The organism is Variovorax sp. UMC13, assembly GCF_014170375.1.
In the GTDB taxonomy this organism is placed as follows: domain Bacteria; phylum Pseudomonadota; class Gammaproteobacteria; order Burkholderiales; family Burkholderiaceae_C; genus Variovorax.
The window spans coordinates 222,355-242,500 of the sequence record NZ_LZZW01000030.1; the positions used below are offsets into that span (position 1 = coordinate 222,355).

At 66.0% G+C, this 20,146-nt stretch carries 16 protein-coding genes and 2 rRNA genes (1 of these 18 cut by a window edge); 11 read left to right on the top strand and 7 right to left on the bottom strand.

Annotation, left to right across the window (positions count from 1 at the left end):
- Position 1: 1 nt before the first annotated feature.
- The gene (gene glyQ, locus A9977_RS24585; protein ID WP_183027465.1) at positions 2–916 is read right to left on the bottom strand and encodes a glycine--tRNA ligase subunit alpha; all 915 of its coding nucleotides are present in this window, start codon (positions 914–916) and stop codon (positions 2–4) included.
- Between the two features lie 152 nt (positions 917–1,068).
- On the opposite strand from glyQ, the gene A9977_RS24590 reads away from it, so the two are divergent.
- The gene (locus A9977_RS24590) at positions 1,069–1,887 is read left to right on the top strand and encodes a phosphatase PAP2 family protein (RefSeq protein ID WP_183027466.1); all 819 of its coding nucleotides are present in this window, start codon (positions 1,069–1,071) and stop codon (positions 1,885–1,887) included.
- Positions 1,888–1,902: 15 nt separating this feature from the next.
- Here the strand turns inward: A9977_RS24590 and A9977_RS24595 are convergent, their stop codons facing one another.
- Positions 1,903–2,973, bottom strand: coding sequence for an asparaginase (locus tag A9977_RS24595; protein WP_183027467.1), 1,071 nt, complete (start codon positions 2,971–2,973; stop codon positions 1,903–1,905).
- A 150-nt stretch (positions 2,974–3,123) separates the two neighbouring features.
- Between A9977_RS24595 and A9977_RS24600 the strand changes: the two genes are divergently transcribed.
- The 7 genes from A9977_RS24600 to A9977_RS24630 all read left to right on the top strand — a co-directional run bounded on the left by A9977_RS24600 (position 3,124) and on the right by A9977_RS24630 (position 10,179).
- The gene (locus A9977_RS24600) at positions 3,124–3,801 is read left to right on the top strand and encodes a TetR/AcrR family transcriptional regulator (RefSeq protein WP_183027468.1); all 678 of its coding nucleotides are present in this window, start codon (positions 3,124–3,126) and stop codon (positions 3,799–3,801) included.
- Positions 3,802–3,927: 126 nt separating this feature from the next.
- Positions 3,928–5,190 (top strand): amidohydrolase family protein, encoded by a 1,263-nt coding sequence (locus tag A9977_RS24605; RefSeq protein WP_183027469.1) that lies wholly within the window; start codon positions 3,928–3,930, stop codon positions 5,188–5,190.
- A gap of 15 nt (positions 5,191–5,205) precedes the next feature.
- The gene (locus A9977_RS24610) at positions 5,206–6,069 is read left to right on the top strand and encodes a creatininase family protein (protein WP_183027470.1); all 864 of its coding nucleotides are present in this window, start codon (positions 5,206–5,208) and stop codon (positions 6,067–6,069) included.
- 50 nt (positions 6,070–6,119) lie between these two features.
- A complete protein-coding gene (locus A9977_RS24615; RefSeq protein WP_183027471.1) occupies positions 6,120–7,103 on the top strand; it encodes an ABC transporter substrate-binding protein in 984 nt (327 codons plus the stop codon).
- A gap of 70 nt (positions 7,104–7,173) precedes the next feature.
- A complete protein-coding gene (locus A9977_RS24620) occupies positions 7,174–7,992 on the top strand; it encodes an ABC transporter ATP-binding protein (RefSeq protein WP_183027472.1) in 819 nt (272 codons plus the stop codon).
- Positions 7,989–8,807 (top strand): ABC transporter permease, encoded by an 819-nt coding sequence (locus A9977_RS24625; protein ID WP_183027473.1) that lies wholly within the window; start codon positions 7,989–7,991, stop codon positions 8,805–8,807. Before A9977_RS24620 ends, A9977_RS24625 begins: the two co-directional genes overlap by 4 nt.
- 7 nt (positions 8,808–8,814) lie before the next feature.
- Positions 8,815–10,179, top strand: a complete 1,365-nt coding sequence (locus A9977_RS24630) for an FAD-binding oxidoreductase (protein ID WP_183027474.1) — start codon at positions 8,815–8,817, stop codon at positions 10,177–10,179.
- Between the two features lie 3 nt (positions 10,180–10,182).
- On the opposite strand, the gene lnt is transcribed toward A9977_RS24630, so the two are convergent.
- The 3 genes from lnt to A9977_RS24645 all read right to left on the bottom strand — a co-directional run bounded on the left by lnt (position 10,183) and on the right by A9977_RS24645 (position 13,448).
- Positions 10,183–11,760, bottom strand: a complete 1,578-nt coding sequence (gene lnt, locus A9977_RS24635) for an apolipoprotein N-acyltransferase (protein WP_183027475.1) — start codon at positions 11,758–11,760, stop codon at positions 10,183–10,185.
- Positions 11,760–12,638, bottom strand: a complete 879-nt coding sequence (locus tag A9977_RS24640; RefSeq protein WP_183027476.1) for an HlyC/CorC family transporter — start codon at positions 12,636–12,638, stop codon at positions 11,760–11,762. Before A9977_RS24640 ends, lnt begins: the two co-directional genes overlap by 1 nt.
- Positions 12,639–12,716: 78 nt before the next feature.
- A complete protein-coding gene (locus A9977_RS24645) occupies positions 12,717–13,448 on the bottom strand; it encodes a GNAT family N-acetyltransferase (RefSeq protein ID WP_183027477.1) in 732 nt (243 codons plus the stop codon).
- 162 nt (positions 13,449–13,610) lie between these two features.
- On the opposite strand from A9977_RS24645, the gene A9977_RS24650 reads away from it, so the two are divergent.
- The 3 genes from A9977_RS24650 (at position 13,611) to A9977_RS24660 (ending at position 17,096) form a co-directional block, all read left to right on the top strand.
- Positions 13,611–14,414: a transporter substrate-binding domain-containing protein gene (locus tag A9977_RS24650; RefSeq protein ID WP_183027478.1), complete on the top strand. Its 804-nt coding sequence runs from the start codon at positions 13,611–13,613 to the stop codon at positions 14,412–14,414.
- A gap of 73 nt (positions 14,415–14,487) precedes the next feature.
- Positions 14,488–16,185: an AMP-binding protein gene (locus A9977_RS24655; protein ID WP_183027479.1), complete on the top strand. Its 1,698-nt coding sequence runs from the start codon at positions 14,488–14,490 to the stop codon at positions 16,183–16,185.
- The gene (locus A9977_RS24660; RefSeq protein WP_220812072.1) at positions 16,182–17,096 is read left to right on the top strand and encodes an MBL fold metallo-hydrolase; all 915 of its coding nucleotides are present in this window, start codon (positions 16,182–16,184) and stop codon (positions 17,094–17,096) included. The genes A9977_RS24655 and A9977_RS24660 overlap by 4 nt, the downstream gene beginning before the upstream one ends.
- Positions 17,097–17,251: 155 nt before the next feature.
- On the opposite strand, the gene rrf is transcribed toward A9977_RS24660, so the two are convergent.
- Positions 17,252–17,364 (bottom strand): 5S ribosomal RNA (rrf, locus tag A9977_RS24665).
- A gap of 147 nt (positions 17,365–17,511) precedes the next feature.
- Positions 17,512–20,146 (bottom strand): 23S ribosomal RNA (locus A9977_RS24670); it runs 241 nt beyond the window's last position.

A 20,146-nucleotide genomic window follows, 5' to 3' on the forward strand; every position in this document is an offset into this window, starting at 1 on the left:
CTCAGGCTGCTTTCTTCGTTGCCGGCGTCATCTGCGCCACCCACTCGGGCGGCGCCATCGGGAAGCCCAGGCGTTCACGGCTCTCGTAGTAGCTCTGCGCCACGGCGCGCGCGAGATTGCGGATGCGGCCGATGTAGGCCGCGCGCTCGGTCACGCTGATCGCGCCGCGCGCGTCGAGCAGGTTGAAGCTGTGCGCGGCCTTGAGCACCTGCTCGTAGGCCGGCAGCGCGAGCTGCGCCTCGATCAGGTGCTTGGCCTGCTTCTCGTGCGCCGTGAAGGCCGAGAACAGGAAGTCGGCGTCGCTGTGCTCGAAGTTGTAGGTCGACTGTTCGACCTCGTTCTGCTTGTAGACGTCGCCGTAGCTCAGGCCGTCGGTCCACGTCAGGTTGTAGACGTTGTCCACGCCCTGCAGGTACATGGCCAGGCGCTCCAGGCCGTAGGTGATCTCGCCGGTGATGGGCTTGCAGTCGATGCCGCCCACCTGCTGGAAGTAGGTGAACTGCGTGACCTCCATGCCGTTGAGCCAGACCTCCCAGCCCAGGCCCCAGGCGCCGAGCGTGGGGTTCTCCCAATCGTCCTCGACGAAGCGGATGTCGTTCTTCTTCAGGTCGAAGCCCAGCGCCTCGAGCGAGCCCAGGTACAGCTCGAGGATGTTCGAGGGCGCAGGCTTGAGCACCACCTGGTACTGGTAGTAATGCTGCAGGCGGTTGGGGTTCTCGCCGTAGCGGCCGTCCTTGGGGCGGCGGCTGGGCTGCACATAGGCGGCCTTCCAGGGCTCGGGGCCGAGGGCGCGCAGGAAGGTGGCGGTGTGCGAGGTGCCCGCACCCACTTCCATGTCGTAGGGCTGCAGCAGTGCGCAGCCCTGTTCGGCCCAGTACGACTGCAGTTTGAGGATGATTTGTTGGAAGGTCAGCATGGCTCTGCGTGATGGCGGCCGCCCAGCGGGAGAACCCCGTGGCGCAACGAACCGGCTATTTTAGGGTGGGGCCGGTGCGGGGTCATCGAAGGGAGAAGACGCCCCCGGCCGCTATGCTCGATGCCCCCCTCGCCTTCCCCCTTTCCCGACCCATGCCCAACGACCACGCCGACATCGCCGCCCTTGGAGAACTGCTGGGCGCGCATGCCTGGCCCGGCTTCCTGGTGCTGCTGGTGGTGGTGGCCCTGGCGGCCGGCGGCGCGGCCTGGGCCTTCGAGCACCTGCGCCATCGCCATGTGGCGAGCGGCGAGCCGCAGCCCCGGCGCCTGTTCGCCGGGCTGGCGCTGGGCCTGGCGCTGGTGCTGCTGCTGGCCTGGGGCTTTGCCGAAGTGGCGGAGGAATTGGGCCAGGGCCGGCCGATGGGCGTGTTCGACGACGCCATGAGCAGCGCCGTCGGCGCCCACACGCCGGCCGGCGTGCGCGCCGTGTTCGCGCAGCTCACGCACCTGGCCGATCCCTGGTTCGGGGCGCCGCTGTCGGTGGCGGTGGCGCTGTGGCTGTGGCTGCGCGGCCACCGGGGCTTCGCCGCCGGCTGGGTGGCGGCGACCGGCGGCATCGCGCTGCTCAACCATGTGCTCAAGGACATCTTCGAGCGCGCCCGCCCGGTGCACGAGGCCGGCTTCGTGCAGGTGTCGGGCTACAGCTTCCCGAGCGGCCACAGCTCGGGCTCGATGGTGATGTACGGCATGCTGGGCTACCTGGGCTTTCGCCTGCTGGCGCCGGGCTGGCGCGTGCCGACCGTGGTGGCGGCCTCGGTGATCGTGGTCACCGTGGCCTGCAGCCGCATCTTCCTGCGCGCGCACTTCCCGAGCGACGTGATCGCCGGCCTGTGCTCGGGCGGCGCCTGGCTCGCGGTGTGCATCGCGAGCATCGAGTTCGCCCGCCACCGCAGCCTGAAGCGCGCGGCGTAGCGGGCGGGTTGCGGATCAGTATTCCCAGAAGATCCGCTGCAGTTCCCTGGTGTCGCTGGTCTTGGTCAGCGCCACCATCGCCAGGATGCGGGCCTTCTGCGGGCGCAGGTCGTGCGCCACCACCCAGTCGTACTTGTCGTCGGGCTGCTCGGCGTTGCGCAGCACGAAGCCGTCGGGCACGCGCGAACTGCGGATCACGATCACGCCGTCGGCACGCACCTTCTGCAGGTTGGGCACGATGCGGTTGGCCACCGAGCCGTTGCCGGTGCCGCCGTGGACCAGGGCCTTGATGCCGCTCTTGCCCAGCGCGTCGATGGCCGTCGAGGACACGCCTTCGTAGCCCATGGCGATCTCGACCGGCGGCAGCGCGGTGATGGCGTCGATGTCGAACTCCGACTGCATCGTGTGGCGCTTGACCGGCGCGCGGAACCAGTAGTTCCTGCCCTCGACCACCATGCCCAGCGGGCCCCACTGGCTCTTGAAGGCCTCGGTCTTGATGTTAATGGACTTGCTCACGTCGCGACCGCTCTGGATCTCGTCGTTCATGGTCACGAGCACGCCCTTGCCCATCGCGTCCTTGCTGCCCGCCACGCTGACCGCGTTGTAGAGGTTGAGCGCGCCGTCGGCCGACAGCGCGGTGCCCGGGCGCATCGAGCCGACCACGATGATCGGCTTGGCGGTGTGCACGGTCAGCGTCAGGAAGTAGGCGGTTTCCTCCAGCGTGTCGGTGCCGTGGGTGATGACGATGCCGTCGACGTCGCTCTGCTTGGACAGCGCCGAGACGCGCTTGGCCAGCGTCAGCAGGTTGTCGTCGGTCAGGCTTTCGGACGCCACCTGGAACACCTGCTCGCCCTTGACGTTGGCGATCTTCGTCAGTTCGGGCAGGCCGGCGATGAGCTTCTCGACGCCCACCTTGGCGGCCGCATAGGTCGCGCTGTTGACGGCCGAGGCGCCGGCCCCCGCGATGGTGCCGCCGGTGGCCAGGATCACCACATTGGGCAGGGCCTGCTGCGCCTGCGCGAGCGCGCTGGCGGCCAGCAGGGCGGCGCCGGTCGCGAAGGCGCGAAAACGGGGAGAAAGGTACATGGAAACTCCTTGGGTTGAGATGAATCTTGGCGAAGCGGCGAGGAAGATACAGGAACCGTGCCCGCCCGCCTTGCGCGCCCATGCCGCCATCGCATGCCGTCATGCGCCAAGGATTACCATCGGCCGGGCGCACCCCCGCGCCCCTTTGCCATGACCACCGAATCCGCCGCCCTCTCGCTGTCGACCGCCCTGGAAATGCCCGCCCCCGAAGGGCCGCTGTCGCGCGCGCGGCCGGGGCGCGAACGCATCATGGCGGCGATCCGCACCGCGGCGGTCGCGGAGTTCAGCCTGCACGGGCTCAAGGGCACCTCGACCCAGGCCATCGCGGCGCGCGCGGGCCTGACCAAGCCCCAGCTGCACTACTACATCGTGGGCAAGGAAGAGCTCTACGAGGAACTGCTGATGCAGGTGCTGCACGCCTGGAAGGTGGTGTTCTCCTTCGGCGACGCGAGCGACCCGGCCACGGTGCTGGGCGACTACATCCGCAAGAAGCTGGACCACGCCATCGACAGCCCCGAGATGTCGCGCATCTTCACGCGCGAGATCCTCGACGGCGGGCGCAACCTCGACCGCTACTGGCCCAACGCGCGGGCCTGGACGCAGAAGAAGGTCGACGTGATCAACGGCTGGATCGCGCGCGGCCAGATGCGCCCGCTCGATGCGCGCATCCTGCTGATGCACATCTGGGCCATGACCCAGAGCTACGCCGACTACGCGATCCAGACCCGCGTGATGCTCGGCCTGCCGCCCGACGCGCCCATCGACCGTGAGCCGATCGCGCGCGAGCTCGTCGCCTTCGTACTGCACGGCTGCGATATCAAGAGCTGAGGCCACGCGGGCACCGCGCCCGCTGATTCCCCGCTGAACGACCCAGGCGCCCTATGCCGGTGCGCCTGCGCTGGCACGTCACTTGCATAACCTGACCACTTACTCTGATTAAGCGGTCAAATTCAAATGCGTGAGCCGGTCCTCCTGAACAACCTGCGTCTGCCCCGCTGGCTGCTGGCCAACGACTGGCCCCAGCAGGACGGCGTGCCGGTGCTGGCCAGCGTGGCGATCGAAGGCGGCCGCGTGCGCTCGGTGCAGCCGGCCGCGCCATCGCCTTCGGCCTGGGACCTCGGCGGCCGGCTGGCCCTGCCCGGCTTCGTCGATGCCCACACGCATCTCGACAAGGCCTTCACCTTGCCGCGCATGAAGGCGGTGCAGCCCGGCCTGCTCGGCGCCATCGACGCGATGCTGGCCGACCGCGCGCACTGGACGCCCGAAGACGTGCGCGAGCGCGCCGCGCGCGGCCTGCAGTGGGCCTGGGCATGCGGCACCACGCATGTGCGCACCCATGTCGACTGGTGGGAGCCCGACTCGGTGCCCATGGCCTGGCCGGTGATGGCCGAACTGGCGCAGGACTGGGCCGGCAAGGTGCGGCTCGAGCAGGTGGCGCTGATCAAGCTGCCGCTGTTCGAGGACGCGGCGCAGGCCCTGCGGCTCGCGCAGCAGGTCAAGGCCACGGGCCCGCACGCGCTGCTGGGCGGCTTCGTGCATTCGACCAACTGGAGCGAGAACGCGTTGCGCAACCTGCTGGTGGCCGCGCAGGCCTGCGACCTGGACATCGACCTGCACGTCGACGAGGAACTCAACGCCGTGGCCGTGGGCCTGCAGACCACCGCGCGCCTGCTGCACGAGATCGGCTACGAGGGCCGCGTGGTCTGCGGCCACATCTGCGCGCTCGCGGTCCAGCCCGAGGCGCAGGCCCTGTCCACGCTCGACGCCGTGGCGCGCGCACCGATCACGGTGGTGTCGCTGCCCGCCACCAACCTGCTGCTGCAGGACGCGGTCACCGGCCGCACGCCGCGCCTGCGCGGCATCACGCTGGTGAAGGAAGCGCAGGCCCGCGGCATCCCGCTGCTGTTCGCCAGCGACAACGTGCAGGACCCCTTCTGCCGGCTCGGCAGCTTCGACCCGGTCGAGGCATTGGGCACGGCCGCGCTGGTGGCGCAGCTCGACGCGCCCTTCGACACCTGGTCGCAGGCGCTGTGCCGCGCCGACTGGTTGCGGCGCGGCACGGCGCCCGCACGCCCCACGCTGGTCGGCGAACGCGCCGACCTGGTGCTCTTCACCGACGCCGACCGCCACGGCTGGCCCTCGCGCAGCGCGAAGCGCGTGGTGCTGCGCGACGGCCATGTGACGCACGGCGACGCCACGCCTTTTCTCCCGACCTGACGAACAGGAATTCCCATGCTCCACGGCTACATCCCGCCCCACCGCTTCCTGCCCTACCTGAGCTGGACCGAAATCGCCGCACTGCCCGAGCGCGAGAACACCGTGATCGTGCTGCCCTGCGGCGCCATCGAGCAGCACGGCCCGCACCTGCCGTGCTCGGTCGACAGCGTGATCAGCTCGGGCGTGATGGGCAAGGCGCTGGAGAAGCTGCCGGCCGAGGTGCGCGCCTTCGCGCTGCCCACCCTCACCTACGGCAAGTCGGAAGAGCACCTGCACTTCCCCGGCACCATGACCCTGACCGGCACCACGCTGCTCTCGACGGTGATCGAGATCGGCGAGTCGGTCTACCGCTCGGGCTTTCGCAAGCTGCTGTTCGCCAACGGCCACGGCGGCCAGCCGCAGGTGCTGGAGATGGCGGCACGTGAACTGCGGCTGCGCCATGGCGATTTCGTGGTGGTGCCGCATGGCGTGTCGCGGCTGCCGAGCGCGGCCAGCCAGCAGGTCAGCGAGCAGGAGAAGAAGCTCGCGATGCACGCCGGCCATTCCGAGACCGCGCTGATGCTCGCGCTCGCGCCCGACACCGTGCACATGGAGCGCGCGGTCGCCAACTTCCCGCCGCCCTTCCCGATCAAGCTGCTGTCGGCCGACGGCCGCCCGGCCTGCGCCTGGACCGCGCGCGACTTCGGCCCCAGCGGCGTGATCGGCGACCCGACCACCGCCACGCGCGAACAGGGCCACGCGATCCTCGACACGCTCTCCGACAGCTGGGCCCAGGCACTGACCGAGCTGCATGCGCTGCAGTGGATCGTGCGCGAGGAAGCCACCTGGGAGCGCGGCCACCAGCAGGGTTTCATCCAGCAGAGCTTCACGCCGGCCTGAAGCGGCGCTCCTTTTTCTTCCCCTTCATCTTCAAAAAAGAGGTCCACGCCATGCGCTCTCTCGCACCTTCCCTGGTTGGCGCCGCCGCCATCGCTCTCTTCGCCGCCGCGTCCGCGCACGCCGACGACAAGTTCACCTACATGACCAACTGGTACGCGCAGGCCGAGCACGGCGGCTTCTACCAGGCGGTGGCCCAGGGTATCTACAAGAAGCACGGCCTGGACGTGACCATCAAGATGGGTGGCCCGCAGGTCAACATCACGCAGATGATGGCCGCCGGCCAGGCCGACTGCATCATGGGTTCGAGCGACATCCAGATGATGCAGGTGCGCGAAGGCGGCGTGCCGGTGGTCAACGTCGCGGCCTTCATGCAGAAGGACCCGCAGGTGCTGATCGCGCACGAGGACGTGAAGAAGTTCGAGGACCTCAAGGGCAAGACCCTGCTCATCGGCGCGCAGGCCAACCGCGGCTACTGGCCCTGGCTCAAGGCCAAGTTCGGCTTCACCGACGAACAGGCCCGGCCCTACACCTTCAACATCCAGCCCTTCGTGGCCGACAAGAACGCCGCGCAGCAGGGTTACCTGACCTCGGAGCCCTACGCCATCCAGAAGGCCGGCGTGAAGACCACGGTGCTGATGTTCAGCGACCACGGCTATCCCTCCTATGCGGTCACGGTGTCGTGCATGGACAAGACGGTGAAGGAGCGCAGCAAGCAGGTCGCGGCCTTCGTCAAGGCTTCGGCCGAAGGCTGGAAGAGCTACCTCGCCGATCCCGCGCCCGCCAACGCGCTGATCAAGAAGGACAACCCCAACATGACCGACGAACAGCTGGCCTACAGCGTCGCGAAGCTGAAAGAGCTGGGAATGATCACCGGCGGCGACGCGGCCAAGCAGGGCATCGGCGTGATCACCGATGCGCGCGCCAAGGCCAGCTACGACTTCCTGGTGAGCGCCAAGCTGCTCGACCCGGCCAAGGTGGATGTGGCCAAGACCTACACGACCGAGTTCGTGAAGGATCTCAAGGTCCTGCCCTGATCGCCTGGACCTCGTTCAGCCCTGACACCCGACGGCCGCGCATGGCGGCCGTGCTCGAAAGGCCTTTGGCATGAATCGCATCGAACCCCAGGCGCTCGCTCCCGCGGTGCCCGCCGTCGAGATCCTCTCGGCCGAGAAGACCTACCCCAACGGCACGCAGGCGCTGCTGCCAGTGGACCTGTCGATCGCCGAGGGCGAGTTCGTCACGCTGCTCGGCCCTTCGGGCTGCGGCAAGAGCACGCTGCTCAAGATGGTGGCGGGCATGCTCGAGCCCAGCGACGGCCGGCTGCTGGTGTGGCGCAAGCCGGTGAGCCAGTTGCACGACAGCACGCGCCGGATGTCCTTCGTGTTCCAGTCGGCCACGCTGATGCCCTGGGCCAGCGTGCGCACCAACGTGCGGCTGCCGCTGGACCTGGCCGGCGTGCCGCGCGCCGAGGCCGAGGCGCGCGTGAGCGAATCGCTGGCGCTCGTGGGCCTGGAGAAGTTCGCCGACGCGCTGCCGCGCGCGCTCTCGGGCGGCATGCAGATGCGCGTGTCGATCGCGCGTGGCCTGGTCACGCAGCCCGACCTGCTGCTGATGGACGAGCCCTTCGGCGCGCTCGACGAGATCACGCGCCACAGGCTCGATGCCGACCTGCTCGAGCTCTGGCGCAAGAAGAAGCTCACGGTGATCTTCGTCACGCACTCGATCCACGAGGCGGTGTTCCTGTCGAGCCGCGTGGTGATGATGGCCGCGCGGCCGGGCCGCGTGGTGGAGCAGTTCCAGATCGACGAACCCTATCCGCGCAGCGCCGACTTCATGGTCACGCCCGAATTCGCGCGCTACGCCAAGCAGCTGCAGGACAGCCTGCTGCGCGCCAGCCGCTTCGAAGAGGAGGCCGTGCGATGAAGGCGCCCTCCAAGGTTCGCGTGCCCTTGCTGGACCAGCCGCGCGTGCAGCGCGTGCTCTACCCGGTGCTGATCGGCGTGGTGCTGGTGGCGCTGTGGCAGTGGATGGTGGTGGCGATGGAGCTGCCGCCCTACCTCGTGCCCTCGCCCTGGCTGATGCTGCAGACGCTGATCGCCGACTGGGTGCCGCTGGGCAATGCGCTGCTGGTCACGCTCAAGATCACCTTGCTGTCCTTCGGGCTGGCCACGGTGGCGGGCGTGCTGATCTCCTTCCTGTTCGTGCAGAGCAAGCGCATCGAGACCGCACTCTTTCCCTATGCGGTGCTGCTGCAGGTCACGCCCATCGTGGCGGTGGCGCCGCTGATCATCATCTGGATCAAGAGCCCGGTGGCGGCGATGACGGTGTGCGCCGCGCTGGTGGCGCTGTTCCCGATCATCGCCAACACCACGCTGGGCCTGCGCAGCATCGACCCCGACCTGCAGAGCTACTTCAAGCTCAACCGCGCCACGCGCTGGCAGCAGCTGGTGCGGCTGCGCATCCCGAGCGCGCTGCCCTACTTCTTCGGCGGCCTGCGCATCTCCAGCGGCCTCGCGCTGATCGGCGCGGTGGTGGCCGAGTTCGTCGCGGGCACGGGCGGCGCGGGCGCGGGCCTGGCCTACCAGATCCTGCAGGCCGGCTTCCAGCTCAACATCCCGCGCATGTTCGCGGCCCTGCTGCTGATTTCCCTCACCGGCGTCGCGCTCTTCGTGCTCATGGCCTGGCTCTCGAAGCTGGCGCTGGGCTCGTGGCACGCGAGCGAACTTTCCCAGGATTGAACCGACCATGAACGCTCCCGCCTCCGCCATCGAGCAGTTGCTGCTCGAACTCCCCGACCTCGAATGGATCACCGACGAGGGCCGCGTCACGCGGCTGTCGCAGGACTTCTCCTGGTTCAGCCCGGTGCTGGTGCGCCAGCTCGAGGGCAAGCGCGCCGACGTGGTGGTGCGCCCGCGCACCGAGGAAGAGATCCGCGCGGTGGTCGGCGCCTGCGCGCGCCGCAACGTGCCGATCACCATCCGCGGCAGCGGCACCGGCAACTACGGCCAGACCACGCCGCTCGCGGGCGGCGTGGTGCTCGACATGACCGGCTACAACGCCTGCCTCTGGGTGCAGCCCGGCGTGGTGCGCGCCCAGGCCGGCATCCGCCTGGGCGAACTCGAGAAGAAGACCAAGGCCACCGGCCAGGAACTGCGCTGCGTGCCCTCGACCTACCGCAGCGCCACGCTGGGCGGCCTGTTCGGCGGCGGCTTCGGCGGCGTGGGCTCGATCAACCACGGGCCGCTGAGCGCGCCGGGCAACGTGCTCGGCATCCGTGCGATGACCATCGAGGCCGAGCCGCAGATGATCGAGCTGCGCGGCGCCGAGGCGATGCGCATGCACCACCTGTGGGGCACCAACGGCCTGGTGCTCGAACTGGAATTCGCGCTCGCGCCGGCGCACCCGTGGCTCGAGACGCTCGTGACCTTTGACGACTTCGAGCGCGCGCTGAACTTCGCCGACAAGCTCGCGAACGCGCCGGGCATCGTGAAGCGCGGCGTCTCCTTCTTCGCGGCGCCGATCTCCGATCACCTGGCGCAGCTGGCGGCGCACCTGCCCCAGGGCTGCCACACGGTGCTGTCGCTGGTGGCCGAGTCGTCGGAGCCCGCGATGCTGCTGCTGGTGGAGGCGCACGGCGGCACGGTCAGCTACCGCAAGACCGCGGCCGAGGTGCAGAAGAGCAACCGCACCCTGATGGAGTTCACCTGGAACCACACCACGCTGCACGCGCTCAAGATCGACCCGACGCTGACCTACCTGCAGAGCGGCTTCATCCCCGGCCGGCATGTCGAACAGATCCTCGAGATGGAGCAGCTGCTGGGCGGCGAGGTGATGATGCACACCGAGTTCATCCGCAACGTGGCGGGGCTCATGACCTGCAGCGGGCTGCAGCTGGTGCGCTTTCGCACCGAAGAGCGCCTGAACGAGATCATCGACATCCACCGCGCGCACGACGTGCACATCAACAACCCGCACGTGAACATCGTGGAAGACGGCAAGGCCGGCGGCCCGCTGCCGCCCGAGGTCATCGCGGTCAAGCATCGTTTCGATCCGCTGGGCCTGCTCAACCCGGGCAAGCTGCGCGACTGGCCGGTGAAGACCGGCGCCTGAGGTTCAGCGCGGGCGGCGGCGGCCCAGCACGAAGGCCGCGGCCACGGTGCCCAGCGCGAGGATCCACAGCGGCCACAGGCCGAAGGGCGCGACCCAGCGCGCATAGGGCGTGAGCCCGCGCCGGCCTTCGACGCTGGCCTCGAGCACGCCGCGCGTGAGGCGCGGCAACTCGTGCGTGACACGGCCTTGTGCATCGATCACCACCGTGGCGCCGGTGTTGGTGGCGCGCACCATCGGCCGCGCGAATTCGAGCGCGCGCATGCGCGAGATCGACAGGTGCTGGTCGATGGCCACCGAGTCGCCGAACCACGCGATGTTGCTCACGTTGAGCAGGATGGTCGGGGCCGTGGCCTCGTCCTTGAAGTTGGCGCCGATCTCGTCGCCGAACAGATCCTCGTAGCAGATGTTCGGCGCGATGCGCTGGCCCTGCCAGAGGAAGGGCGCCTGCGCGAGCCCGCCGCGCGCGAAGTCGCCCAGCGGGATGTGCATCATGTCGATGAACCAGCGGAAGCCCGTGGGAATGAACTCGCCGAAGGGCACCAGGTGGTGCTTGCTGTAGATGTAGGGCTGCGCGGCCTGCGGCTGGAAGCCCAGCACCGCGTTGCTGTAGCTGCCCGGGCCGGCAGTATCGCTCATGGGCAGGCCGACGATCGCCGCCTGCTGGCCCTGGCTGTAGCGCGCCTGGATCGCATCGAGGTAGCCGGGCGGCAGCTGGCGCGGCAGCAGCGGCAAGGCGGTCTCGGGCGTCACCACCAGCGAGGCCTTGGCATCGCGCAGCTGCTCGCCGTACCAGCGCAGCGCAGTCTCGATGCCGCCGCCGGGAATGAATTTCTCGTCCTGCGGGATGTTGCCCTGGAGCAAAGCCACGTCGAGCCTGCCGGTCGCACCCTTGTCGCCCTGCACGTCGGCGCCCAGCGTGGGCACCAGTTGCGGCAGCGCGAACACCAGCGCCATCAGCGACAGCGCCACGCCGAACTCGAGGCCACGCACCGCGCGCCGCAGCGCCGCCAGCGCCACCACCAGGGCGGCGGCCGCGCCGATGCCGTAGACACCCACCCAGGGCGCGAGCGCGGCCAGCGGCCCTTCCACATGCGCGTAGCCACCGGCGCCCCAGGGCAGGCCGGTGAACCAGCTGCCGCGCACCAGTTCGGCCACGGTCCAGAGCGCGGCGAAGACCAGCGCGCCCGTCACCCGCCCGGTGGGGCCGCGCACCACGAACCAGGCGGCCGCGACCGCGTAGTAGAGCCCGAGCCCCGCGGCCAGTGCGAGCACCGCGATCGCGGCCAGCGGCGCCGGCAGGCCGCCGTAGGTGTGCATCGAGATGAACAACCACCAGAAGCTGCCGGCCAGCCAGGCGGTGGCGAAGAGCCAGCCATGCAGGCCGGCGCGACGCCAGCCCGCGCCCTGCGCGCGCAGGCCGTCGAGCAGCCAGACCAGGGCCGCCAGCGACAGCAGCTGCAGCCACCACAGCGGCTTGCCGCCCGCGGGCGAGGCCATCGACAGGGCCTGGGCCAGTCCGGCGACGCCGAAGCCCAGCAGGCGGAACAGGTTGGCGGAGGTGGAAGCCGGCGCGCCGCGCATCAGTCGGCCGCGTCGCTGCCGCGGGCCGGCGACACCTTGAACCAGCGCACCGCGCCGCCCTTGGTGTGCAGCACCACGAAGTCGAAGCCGCCCAGCGCGTGGTGCTCGCCCTTCTTGGGCACGTGGCCCATCTCGTGGGCGATCAGGCCGCCGATGGTGTCGAAGTCCTCGCTCAGCGCCTCGTCGTCGAAGGTGATGCCGAAGGCCTCGGCCACGCGCTCGATGGGCGTGTCGCCCGACACGCGGTAGGTGTGGTCGGCCAGGCCGAAGATGTCGCCCTCGTCCTCGGCGATGTCGAACTCGTCCTCGATCTCGCCCACGATCTGCTCGAGCACGTCCTCGATGGTGATCAGCCCGGCCACGCGGCCGAACTCGTCGATCACGATCGCGAGGTGGTTGCGGTTGCCGCGGAACTCGCGCAGCAGGTCGTTCAGGCCCTTGCTCTCGGGCACGAAGGTCGCGGGCCGCAGCAGGGCACGGATGTTGAGCCCCGGCGCGCGCTGCAGCTTGAGCAGGTCCTTCGCGAGCAGGATGCCGATGATGTTTTCCTTCTCGCCCTCGTACACCGGGAAGCGCGAGTGCGCGGTGTCGATCACGACGTGCAGCAGCGCGTCGTAGGGCGAATCGATGTTCACCAGGTCCATGCGCGGCGCGGCGACCATCACGTCGCCGGCCGTCATGTCGGCCATCCGCAGCACCCCTTCGAGCATGACGCGCGATTCGGCGCCGATCACGTCGTTGTCTTCGGCGTCTGCGAGGGTCTCGATCAGCTCGTCGCGCGAATCCGGTCCTGGATGGATGAATTCGGCGAGTTTTTGAAGAAAGCTGCGTTTGTCTTCCCGTTCAACGGGAGTGCGATCAGGGTGAGGGTCGGCCACTGCGGGAGGGCGGAGTTGGGGAAGCGCAAGGATAACGGAAAGGCGATGCCCCCCGCTGCGCGGGCCCCGGGGCGCCGCTCAGGGCGCCGATTTCTCGCGCGCGGCACGCATGCCGCTGCGCACTTCCTGCACCGTGGCCAGGAAGGACCAGAACTGCTTGGCGCGGCTCTTGAGCTGGTAGTCGACCTCGGCGTAGTGCTCGAGCGCGATCTCGTTGAGCCGGCTGTCGAGCGTGGGCGAGGGCAGCTCCAGGTGCGCCTCGGATTCGGAACCGCTGCGCACCACCGACGCGCCCGCCTTGCGGGCGATCTTGAGCATGGCCGCGTTCTCGCTCAGCGCATGGATGAACAGCATGCCCACGCCTTCGTTGCGCGCGGCGACCACCGCACGTTCGAACAGGCGGGCGCCGTAGCCGCGGCCGCGCGCATGCTCGGCCACCGAGACGCCGAACTCGGCGCATTCGCGCGGCTGGCCCGCGGGGGCGAAGGCGACGTGCGCCATGGCGATCAGGTCGAGGCGGCGGTTGTAGATGCCGAACAGCTCGTCGCGCTCGAAATCGAGGCCGTCGACATAGCGCTGCACCTGCTCGTCGGAGGCGGCGTAGCCGAAGCGCAGGTAGCGGTCGTGCGGGGTCAGCGCCAGCAGATGGCGGCCGATGCGCCCGCGTTCGCGCGGGCCGATGGTGCGGATCGGGACCATCACCGGGGCGGGCGCGGCCGGACGGCTGCGCGCCTGGGCCTCGACCACGGGCGGCCGCAGGAAGGAGCCAAGCCCTAAGGAGGCTTGGAGGAAGGCCTTGGCGGGATGCATGTGTCGAATATAAGGGTTAATCCCTATTACTCAAGAAACCGTTTTCACGACATGGGAAGAAGTGCACGGATTGGGCAGTTCCCCCCAGAAAGCGTTGCGCCGGCGCCGCGGACGCGCAGAATGCCTGGTCACATTTGGCGTCGCCGCCACTGGAGAGAGCCCATGCCACATGCGTCCTTTTTGCCTCGTCTCGCCCTGGCCGCCACGGCGGCGGCGCTTCTGAGTGCCTGCGCCGTCACGCCACCGGGCGCGGCCTCTGCGCCGTCGCGGCTCGACCAGGTACAGGCCGCGGCCGCGCTGCGGGTCTGCACACCGGGCGACTACAGGCCCTTCAGCTTCCAGAAGCCCGATGCCGGCTTCGAGGGCATCGACGTCGACCTGGTGCAAAGCCTGGCGGCGAGCTTGGGCGCAAAGCCGGTCTGGGTCAAGACCACCTGGGCCAACCTGCTGCCCGACCTGGTGGCCGACCGCTGCGACATCGCGGTCGGCGGAGTCTCGGTGACGACGGACCGTCAGAAGAAAGCGTTCTTCAGCACGCCCTACATGGTCAACGGCAAGACGCCGATCGCGCGCTGCGCGGACGTTCAGAAGTACCAGAGCGTCGCGGCCATCGACCAGCCCGGCACGCGCGTGATCTTCAACCCGGGTGGCAGCAACGAACGCTTCGCCCGCGCCAACTTCCAGCGCGCGCAGATGACCTTGCATGGCGAGAACGTGACGATCTTCGACGAGATCCTGGCCAACCGCGCCGATGTGTTCGTGACCGAGGCGGCCGAGGCCCTGACGCAGCAGCGGCTCAAGCCGGGCCTCTGCGCGGTCAACCCCGACCGGCCGCTGCAGTACGGCGAGATGGCGTGGATGCTGCCGCGCGGCGACGGGGCTTTCAAGGCCTATGTCGACCAATGGTTGCACCTCGCGCAGGCCGGCGGCGAACTGCCGCGCGTGATGGACCGCTGGCTCAAGTAGCAGCGCGCACTGGGGCAAGCCCCCAGAACGGATTGCCATGCGGCCTCGCACAATGCGTTGCAAAGGAGCGCGCATGCAGTCATCCGTCTTGAATAGCTATCCGCCGGGAGTGCCTCACGAGGTGCATCCCGAGCAATACCGGTCGCTGGGCCACATGTTCGAGGAGGCCTTCCAGCGCTACGCCGAACGCCCGTTCTCGGTCTGCATGGAGCAATGGATGTCCTATGCGCAGCTCGACCGGCAGTCGAAGGCCATGGGCGCCTGGCTGCAGTCGCTCGGGCTCGAGCCCGGCGCCAAGGTCGCGATCATGCTGCCCAACGTGCCGCAGTTCGCGGTCACCATGTGCGGCGTGCTGCGCGCCGGCTTCACCTGCGTGAACGTCAATCCGCTCTACACCGCGCGGGAACTCGAACATCAACTGACGGACTCGGGCGCCACGACCATCGTGATCCTCGAGAACTTCGCGGTCACGCTGCAGCAGGTGATCGAGCGCACGCCGATCAAGCATGTGGTGATCACCTCGATGGGCGACTTGCTGGGCGGGCTCTACGGCACCTGGATCACGCTGGCCGTGCGCCATCTCGCGCGCATGGTGCCGCCCTACAAGCTGCCGCTGAACGACGACCGCACGGTCACGCCCTTCTCGCAGGTCATGAGCCAGGGTGCGCAGCGCACCTTGAGCAAGGACCCGAGCACGCTCGATTCGGTGGCCTTCCTGCAGTACACGGGCGGCACGACCGGGCTGTCGAAGGGGGCGGTGCTCACGCATCGCAACATCGTCGCGGCCACGCTGCAGGCCGAGGCCTGGTTCACGCCGGCGCTGGGCCGCGCGGGCGACCTGGCCAAGGTCAACAGCATTGCGGCGCTGCCGCTGTATCACATCTTCGCGCTCACGCTGTGCCTGCTGGCGATCCGCCAGGGCTCGCACCTCACGCTGATCCCCAACCCGCGCGACCTCAACAAGTTCATCGCGGTGCTGAAGAAGCGGCCCTTCCACATGCTGCCCGCGGTCAACACGCTGTTCAACGCGCTGCTGGTGCATCCCGAATTCAAGAAGCTGGACTTCTCGACGCTGTTCGTGTCCCAGGCGGGCGGCATGGCCGCCTCCGAAGGCACGGCCAAGCGCTGGTTCGAGGCCACGGGCTGTCCCATGATCGAGGGCTGGGGCATGAGCGAGACCTGCGCCATCGGCACCAACAACCCGGTGAGCAACACCGCCTTCACCGGCACCATCGGCCTCCCCCTGCCGGGCATCGAGATCGCCATCAAGGACGACGAAGGCCACTCGCTGCCCAATGGCCAGGCCGGCGAGCTCTGCATCAAGGGGCCCAACGTGATGCGGGGCTATCACAACCAGCCCGCCGAGACGGCCGCGGCCTTCACCGCCGACGGTTTCATGCGCACCGGCGACATTGCCGTGATGCAGGACGACGGCTACAGCCGCATCGTGGACCGCAAGAAGGACATGATCCTGGTCAGCGGCTTCAACGTCTTTCCGAACGAACTCGAGAACGTCATCTCGCTGTGCCCCGGCGTCGTGGAATGCGCGGCCATCGGCGTGCCCGACGAGAAGCAGGGCGAGGCGATCAAGGTCTTCGTGGTGCGCAAGGACGCGACCGTGACGGAGGAAGCCGTGCTGCGCTACTGCAACGAGAACCTCACCGGCTACAAGCGCCCCCGGCACATCGAGTTCAAGGACGCCCTGCCCAAGACCAACGTCGGGAAGATCCTTCGGCGCGAATTGCGCACCAGCGCGACGACATCGGCGTGACCCGCCCTTTTCCGGCGGACATCACGGTCTTCGAACGCGGCTGGCTGTCGTCGAACAACATCCTGCTGCGCGGTGAGCGGCCGGTGCTGGTCGACAGCGGCTACGCCACCCACGCGGCGCAGACCGTGGCCCTGGTCGAGGACGCATTGCAGGACCAGCCCCTGTCGCTGCTGCTCAACACCCATCTGCACAGCGACCACTGCGGCGGCAACGCCGCCCTGCAGCAACGCTATCCGGCGCTGCAGACCGAGGTCCCCGCGGGCGAGGCCAGCGCCGTGGCCCTGTGGGACCAGGGTGCGCTGAGCTACCGCGCGACGGGCCAGCAGTGCCCCCGGTTCACGGCGCAAGGCACGCTGAGCGGCGAAACCGAACGGCAGCTGGGCGATCGCCGCTGGGAGGTGCATGCCGCCCCCGGGCACGATCCCAACTCGGTGATGCTGTTCGAGCCTGCCTCGCGCACCCTTGTCTCCGCCGACGCCCTGTGGGAACACGGTTTCGGCGTGGTGTTTCCGGAGCTGATCGGGGAGCCCTCCTTTGCGGAAGTGGCCGCGACGCTGGACCAGATCGAGCGACTGGCGCCCGAATGGGTGGTGCCTGGCCACGGCCGGGTCTTTCCAGACGTGAAAACGGCCTTGGCCACGGCCCGCCGACGGCTGGACGGCATGGTGCGCGATCCGGTCAAGCATGCGCGGCATGCCTTCAAGGTGCTTATCAAGTTCAAGCTGCTGGAGCAGCAGCGCATGTCCGGCGCGCAATGGACCGAATGGCGCGGCGCGACGCCCTATTTCAAGGCCATCCAGACGCGTTTCTTCAGCACATACGACCTGGCATCCCTGAGCGAAGAACTGCTGAAGGAGCTCATCGGCTCGGGGGCGGCACGCCGGGAGGGCGACAGCCTGGTGAATGTCTGAACCCTTGCGGCCTTTTCACAGGGCCGCTTCAGACGCCAATGAAAACAGCGCCCCGAGAAACGCCTGAAGATGCATTTCCAATGGCGCTTTGTATTCCATTTCCCCAAAAAGAAAAGCCCCAACCGGTCGGTTGGGGCTTGTCTAGGGCTGTAAGAGCCTGACGATGACCTACTTTCACACGGGAACCCGCACTATCATCGGCGCTGACGCGTTTCACTGTCCTGTTCGGGATGGGAAGGAGTGGTACCACGTCGCTATGGTCATCAGGCATAACTTGTTGTCTGACTGATCACACGATCAATCAAACGAATTCATAGAGTTTGGAATCAGCTTTTGGCGAATTATTTTGAATGCGTCAACTTGGCATAACACCTTGATCATGTATTCGCGACCTTTCGGTCTGATCAAAGTTTATAGGGTCAAGCCTCACGAGCAATTAGTATCAGTTAGCTTAACGCATTACTGCGCTTCCACACCTGACCTATCAACGTCCTGGTCTCGAACGACTCTTCAGGGGGCTCAAGGCCCCGGCAGATCTCATCTTGAAACGAGTTTCCCGCTTAGATGCTTTCAGCGGTTATCTCTTCCACACTTAGCTACTCGGCAATGCCACTGGCGTGACAACCGATACACCAGAGGTGTGTCCACTCCGGTCCTCTCGTACTAGGAGCAGGCTTCCTCAAATCTGCAGCGCCCACGGAAGATAGGGACCAAACTGTCTCACGACGTTTTAAACCCAGCTCACGTACCTCTTTAAATGGCGAACAGCCATACCCTTGGGACCGGCTACAGCCCCAGGATGAGATGAGCCGACATCGAGGTGCCAAACACCGCCGTCGATATGAACTCTTGGGCGGTATCAGCCTGTTATCCCCAGAGTACCTTTTATCCGTTGAGCGATGGCCCTTCCATACAGAACCACCGGATCACTATGTCCTGCTTTCGCATCTGCTCGACTTGTCAGTCTCGCAGTTAAGCACGCTTATGCCATTGCACTATCGTCACGATGTCCGACCGTAACTAGCGTACCTTCGAACTCCTCCGTTACGCTTTGGGAGGAGACCGCCCCAGTCAAACTGCCTACCATGCACTGTCCCCGATCCAGATAATGGACCTAGGTTAGAACCTCAAACACACCAGGGTGGTATTTCAACGTTGGCTCCACAAGATCTAGCGACCCTGCTTCAAAGCCTCCCACCTATCCTACACAGATCTGTTCAAAGTCCAATACAAAGCTACAGTAAAGGTTCATGGGGTCTTTCCGTCTTTCCGCGGGGAGATTGCATCATCACAAACATTTCAACTTCGCTGAGTCTCAGGAGGAGACAGTGTGGCCATCGTTACGCCATTCGTGCAGGTCGGAACTTACCCGACAAGGAATTTCGCTACCTTAGGACCGTTATAGTTACGGCCGCCGTTTACTGGGACTTCAATCAAGAGCTTGCACCCCATCATTTAATCTTCCAGCACCGGGCAGGCGTCACACCCTATACGTCCACTTTCGTGTTTGCAGAGTGCTGTGTTTTTAATAAACAGTCGCAGCCACCGATTTTTTGCAACCCATTCATGCTTCGTTGTTCACTACACACTAATAGGGCACACCTTCTTCCGAAGTTACGGTGTCAATTTGCCGAGTTCCTTCTCCTGAGTTCTCTCAAGCGCCTTAGAATACTCATCTCGCGCACCAGTGTCGGTTTGCGGTACGGTCGTATATAGCTGAAGCTTAGTGGCTTTTCCTGGAACCTCGTTCAGTCACTTCACGGACAAGTCCGCTCGATCGTTGGCCTCGGTATATGTGCACCGGATTTGCCTAATGCACGCCTACATCCAACTAAACCAGAATAATCCAATAACTGGATGACCTATTAAGATCCGTCCCCACATCGCACTATATATCGGTACAGGAATATTGACCTGTTTCCCATCAGCTACGCATCTCTGCCTCGCCTTAGGGGCCGACTCACTCTACGCCGATGAACGTTGCGTAGAAAACCTTGCGCTTACGGCGAGGGGGCTTTTCACCCCCTTTAACGCTACTCATGTCAGCATTCGCACTTCTGATACCTCCAGCACGCTTTACAACGCACCTTCACAGGCTTACAGAACGCTCTCCTACCACTTGCAATAAATTGCAAATCCGCAGCTTCGGTAACTGGCTTAGCCCCGTTACATCTTCCGCGCAGGACGACTCGATCAGTGAGCTATTACGCTTTCTTTAAATGATGGCTGCTTCTAAGCCAACATCCTGACTGTTTTAGCCTTCCCACTTCGTTTCCCACTTAGCCAATTTTAGGGACCTTAGCTGGCGGTCTGGGTTGTTTCCCTCTTGAGTCCGGACGTTAGCACCCGGTGCTCTGTCTCCCAAGCTGTACTCATCGGTATTCGGAGTTTGCCTTGGTTTGGTAAGTCGCCATGACCCCCTAGCCAAAACAGTGCTCTACCCCCGATGGTAATACTTGAGGCACTACCTAAATAGTTTTCGGAGAGAACCAGCTATTTCCAAGTTTGTTTAGCCTTTCACCCCTATCCACAGCTCATCCGCTAGTTTTGCAACACTAGTCGGTTCGGACCTCCAGTACCTGTTACGGCACCTTCATCCTGGCCATGGATAGATCACTTGGTTTCGGGTCTACACCCAGCGACTGATCGCCCTATTCGGACTCGATTTCTCTACGGCTTCCCTATTCGGTTAACCTTGCCACTGAATGTAAGTCGCTGACCCATTATACAAAAGGTACGCAGTCACCCCTTACGAGGCTCCTACTTTTTGTAAGCACGCGGTTTCAGGATCTATTTCACTCCCCTCCCGGGGTTCTTTTCGCCTTTCCCTCACGGTACTAGTTCACTATCGGTCAATGATGAGTATTTAGCCTTGGAGGATGGTCCCCCCATATTCAGACAGGATTTCTCGTGTCCCGCCCTACTTGTCGTTAGCTCAGTACCACACAGGTCATTTCACGTACGGGGCTATCACCCGCTATGGCCAGTCTTTCCAAACTGTTCCGTTATGTCTTGTGCTATCACTAACAGGCTTCTCCGATTTCGCTCGC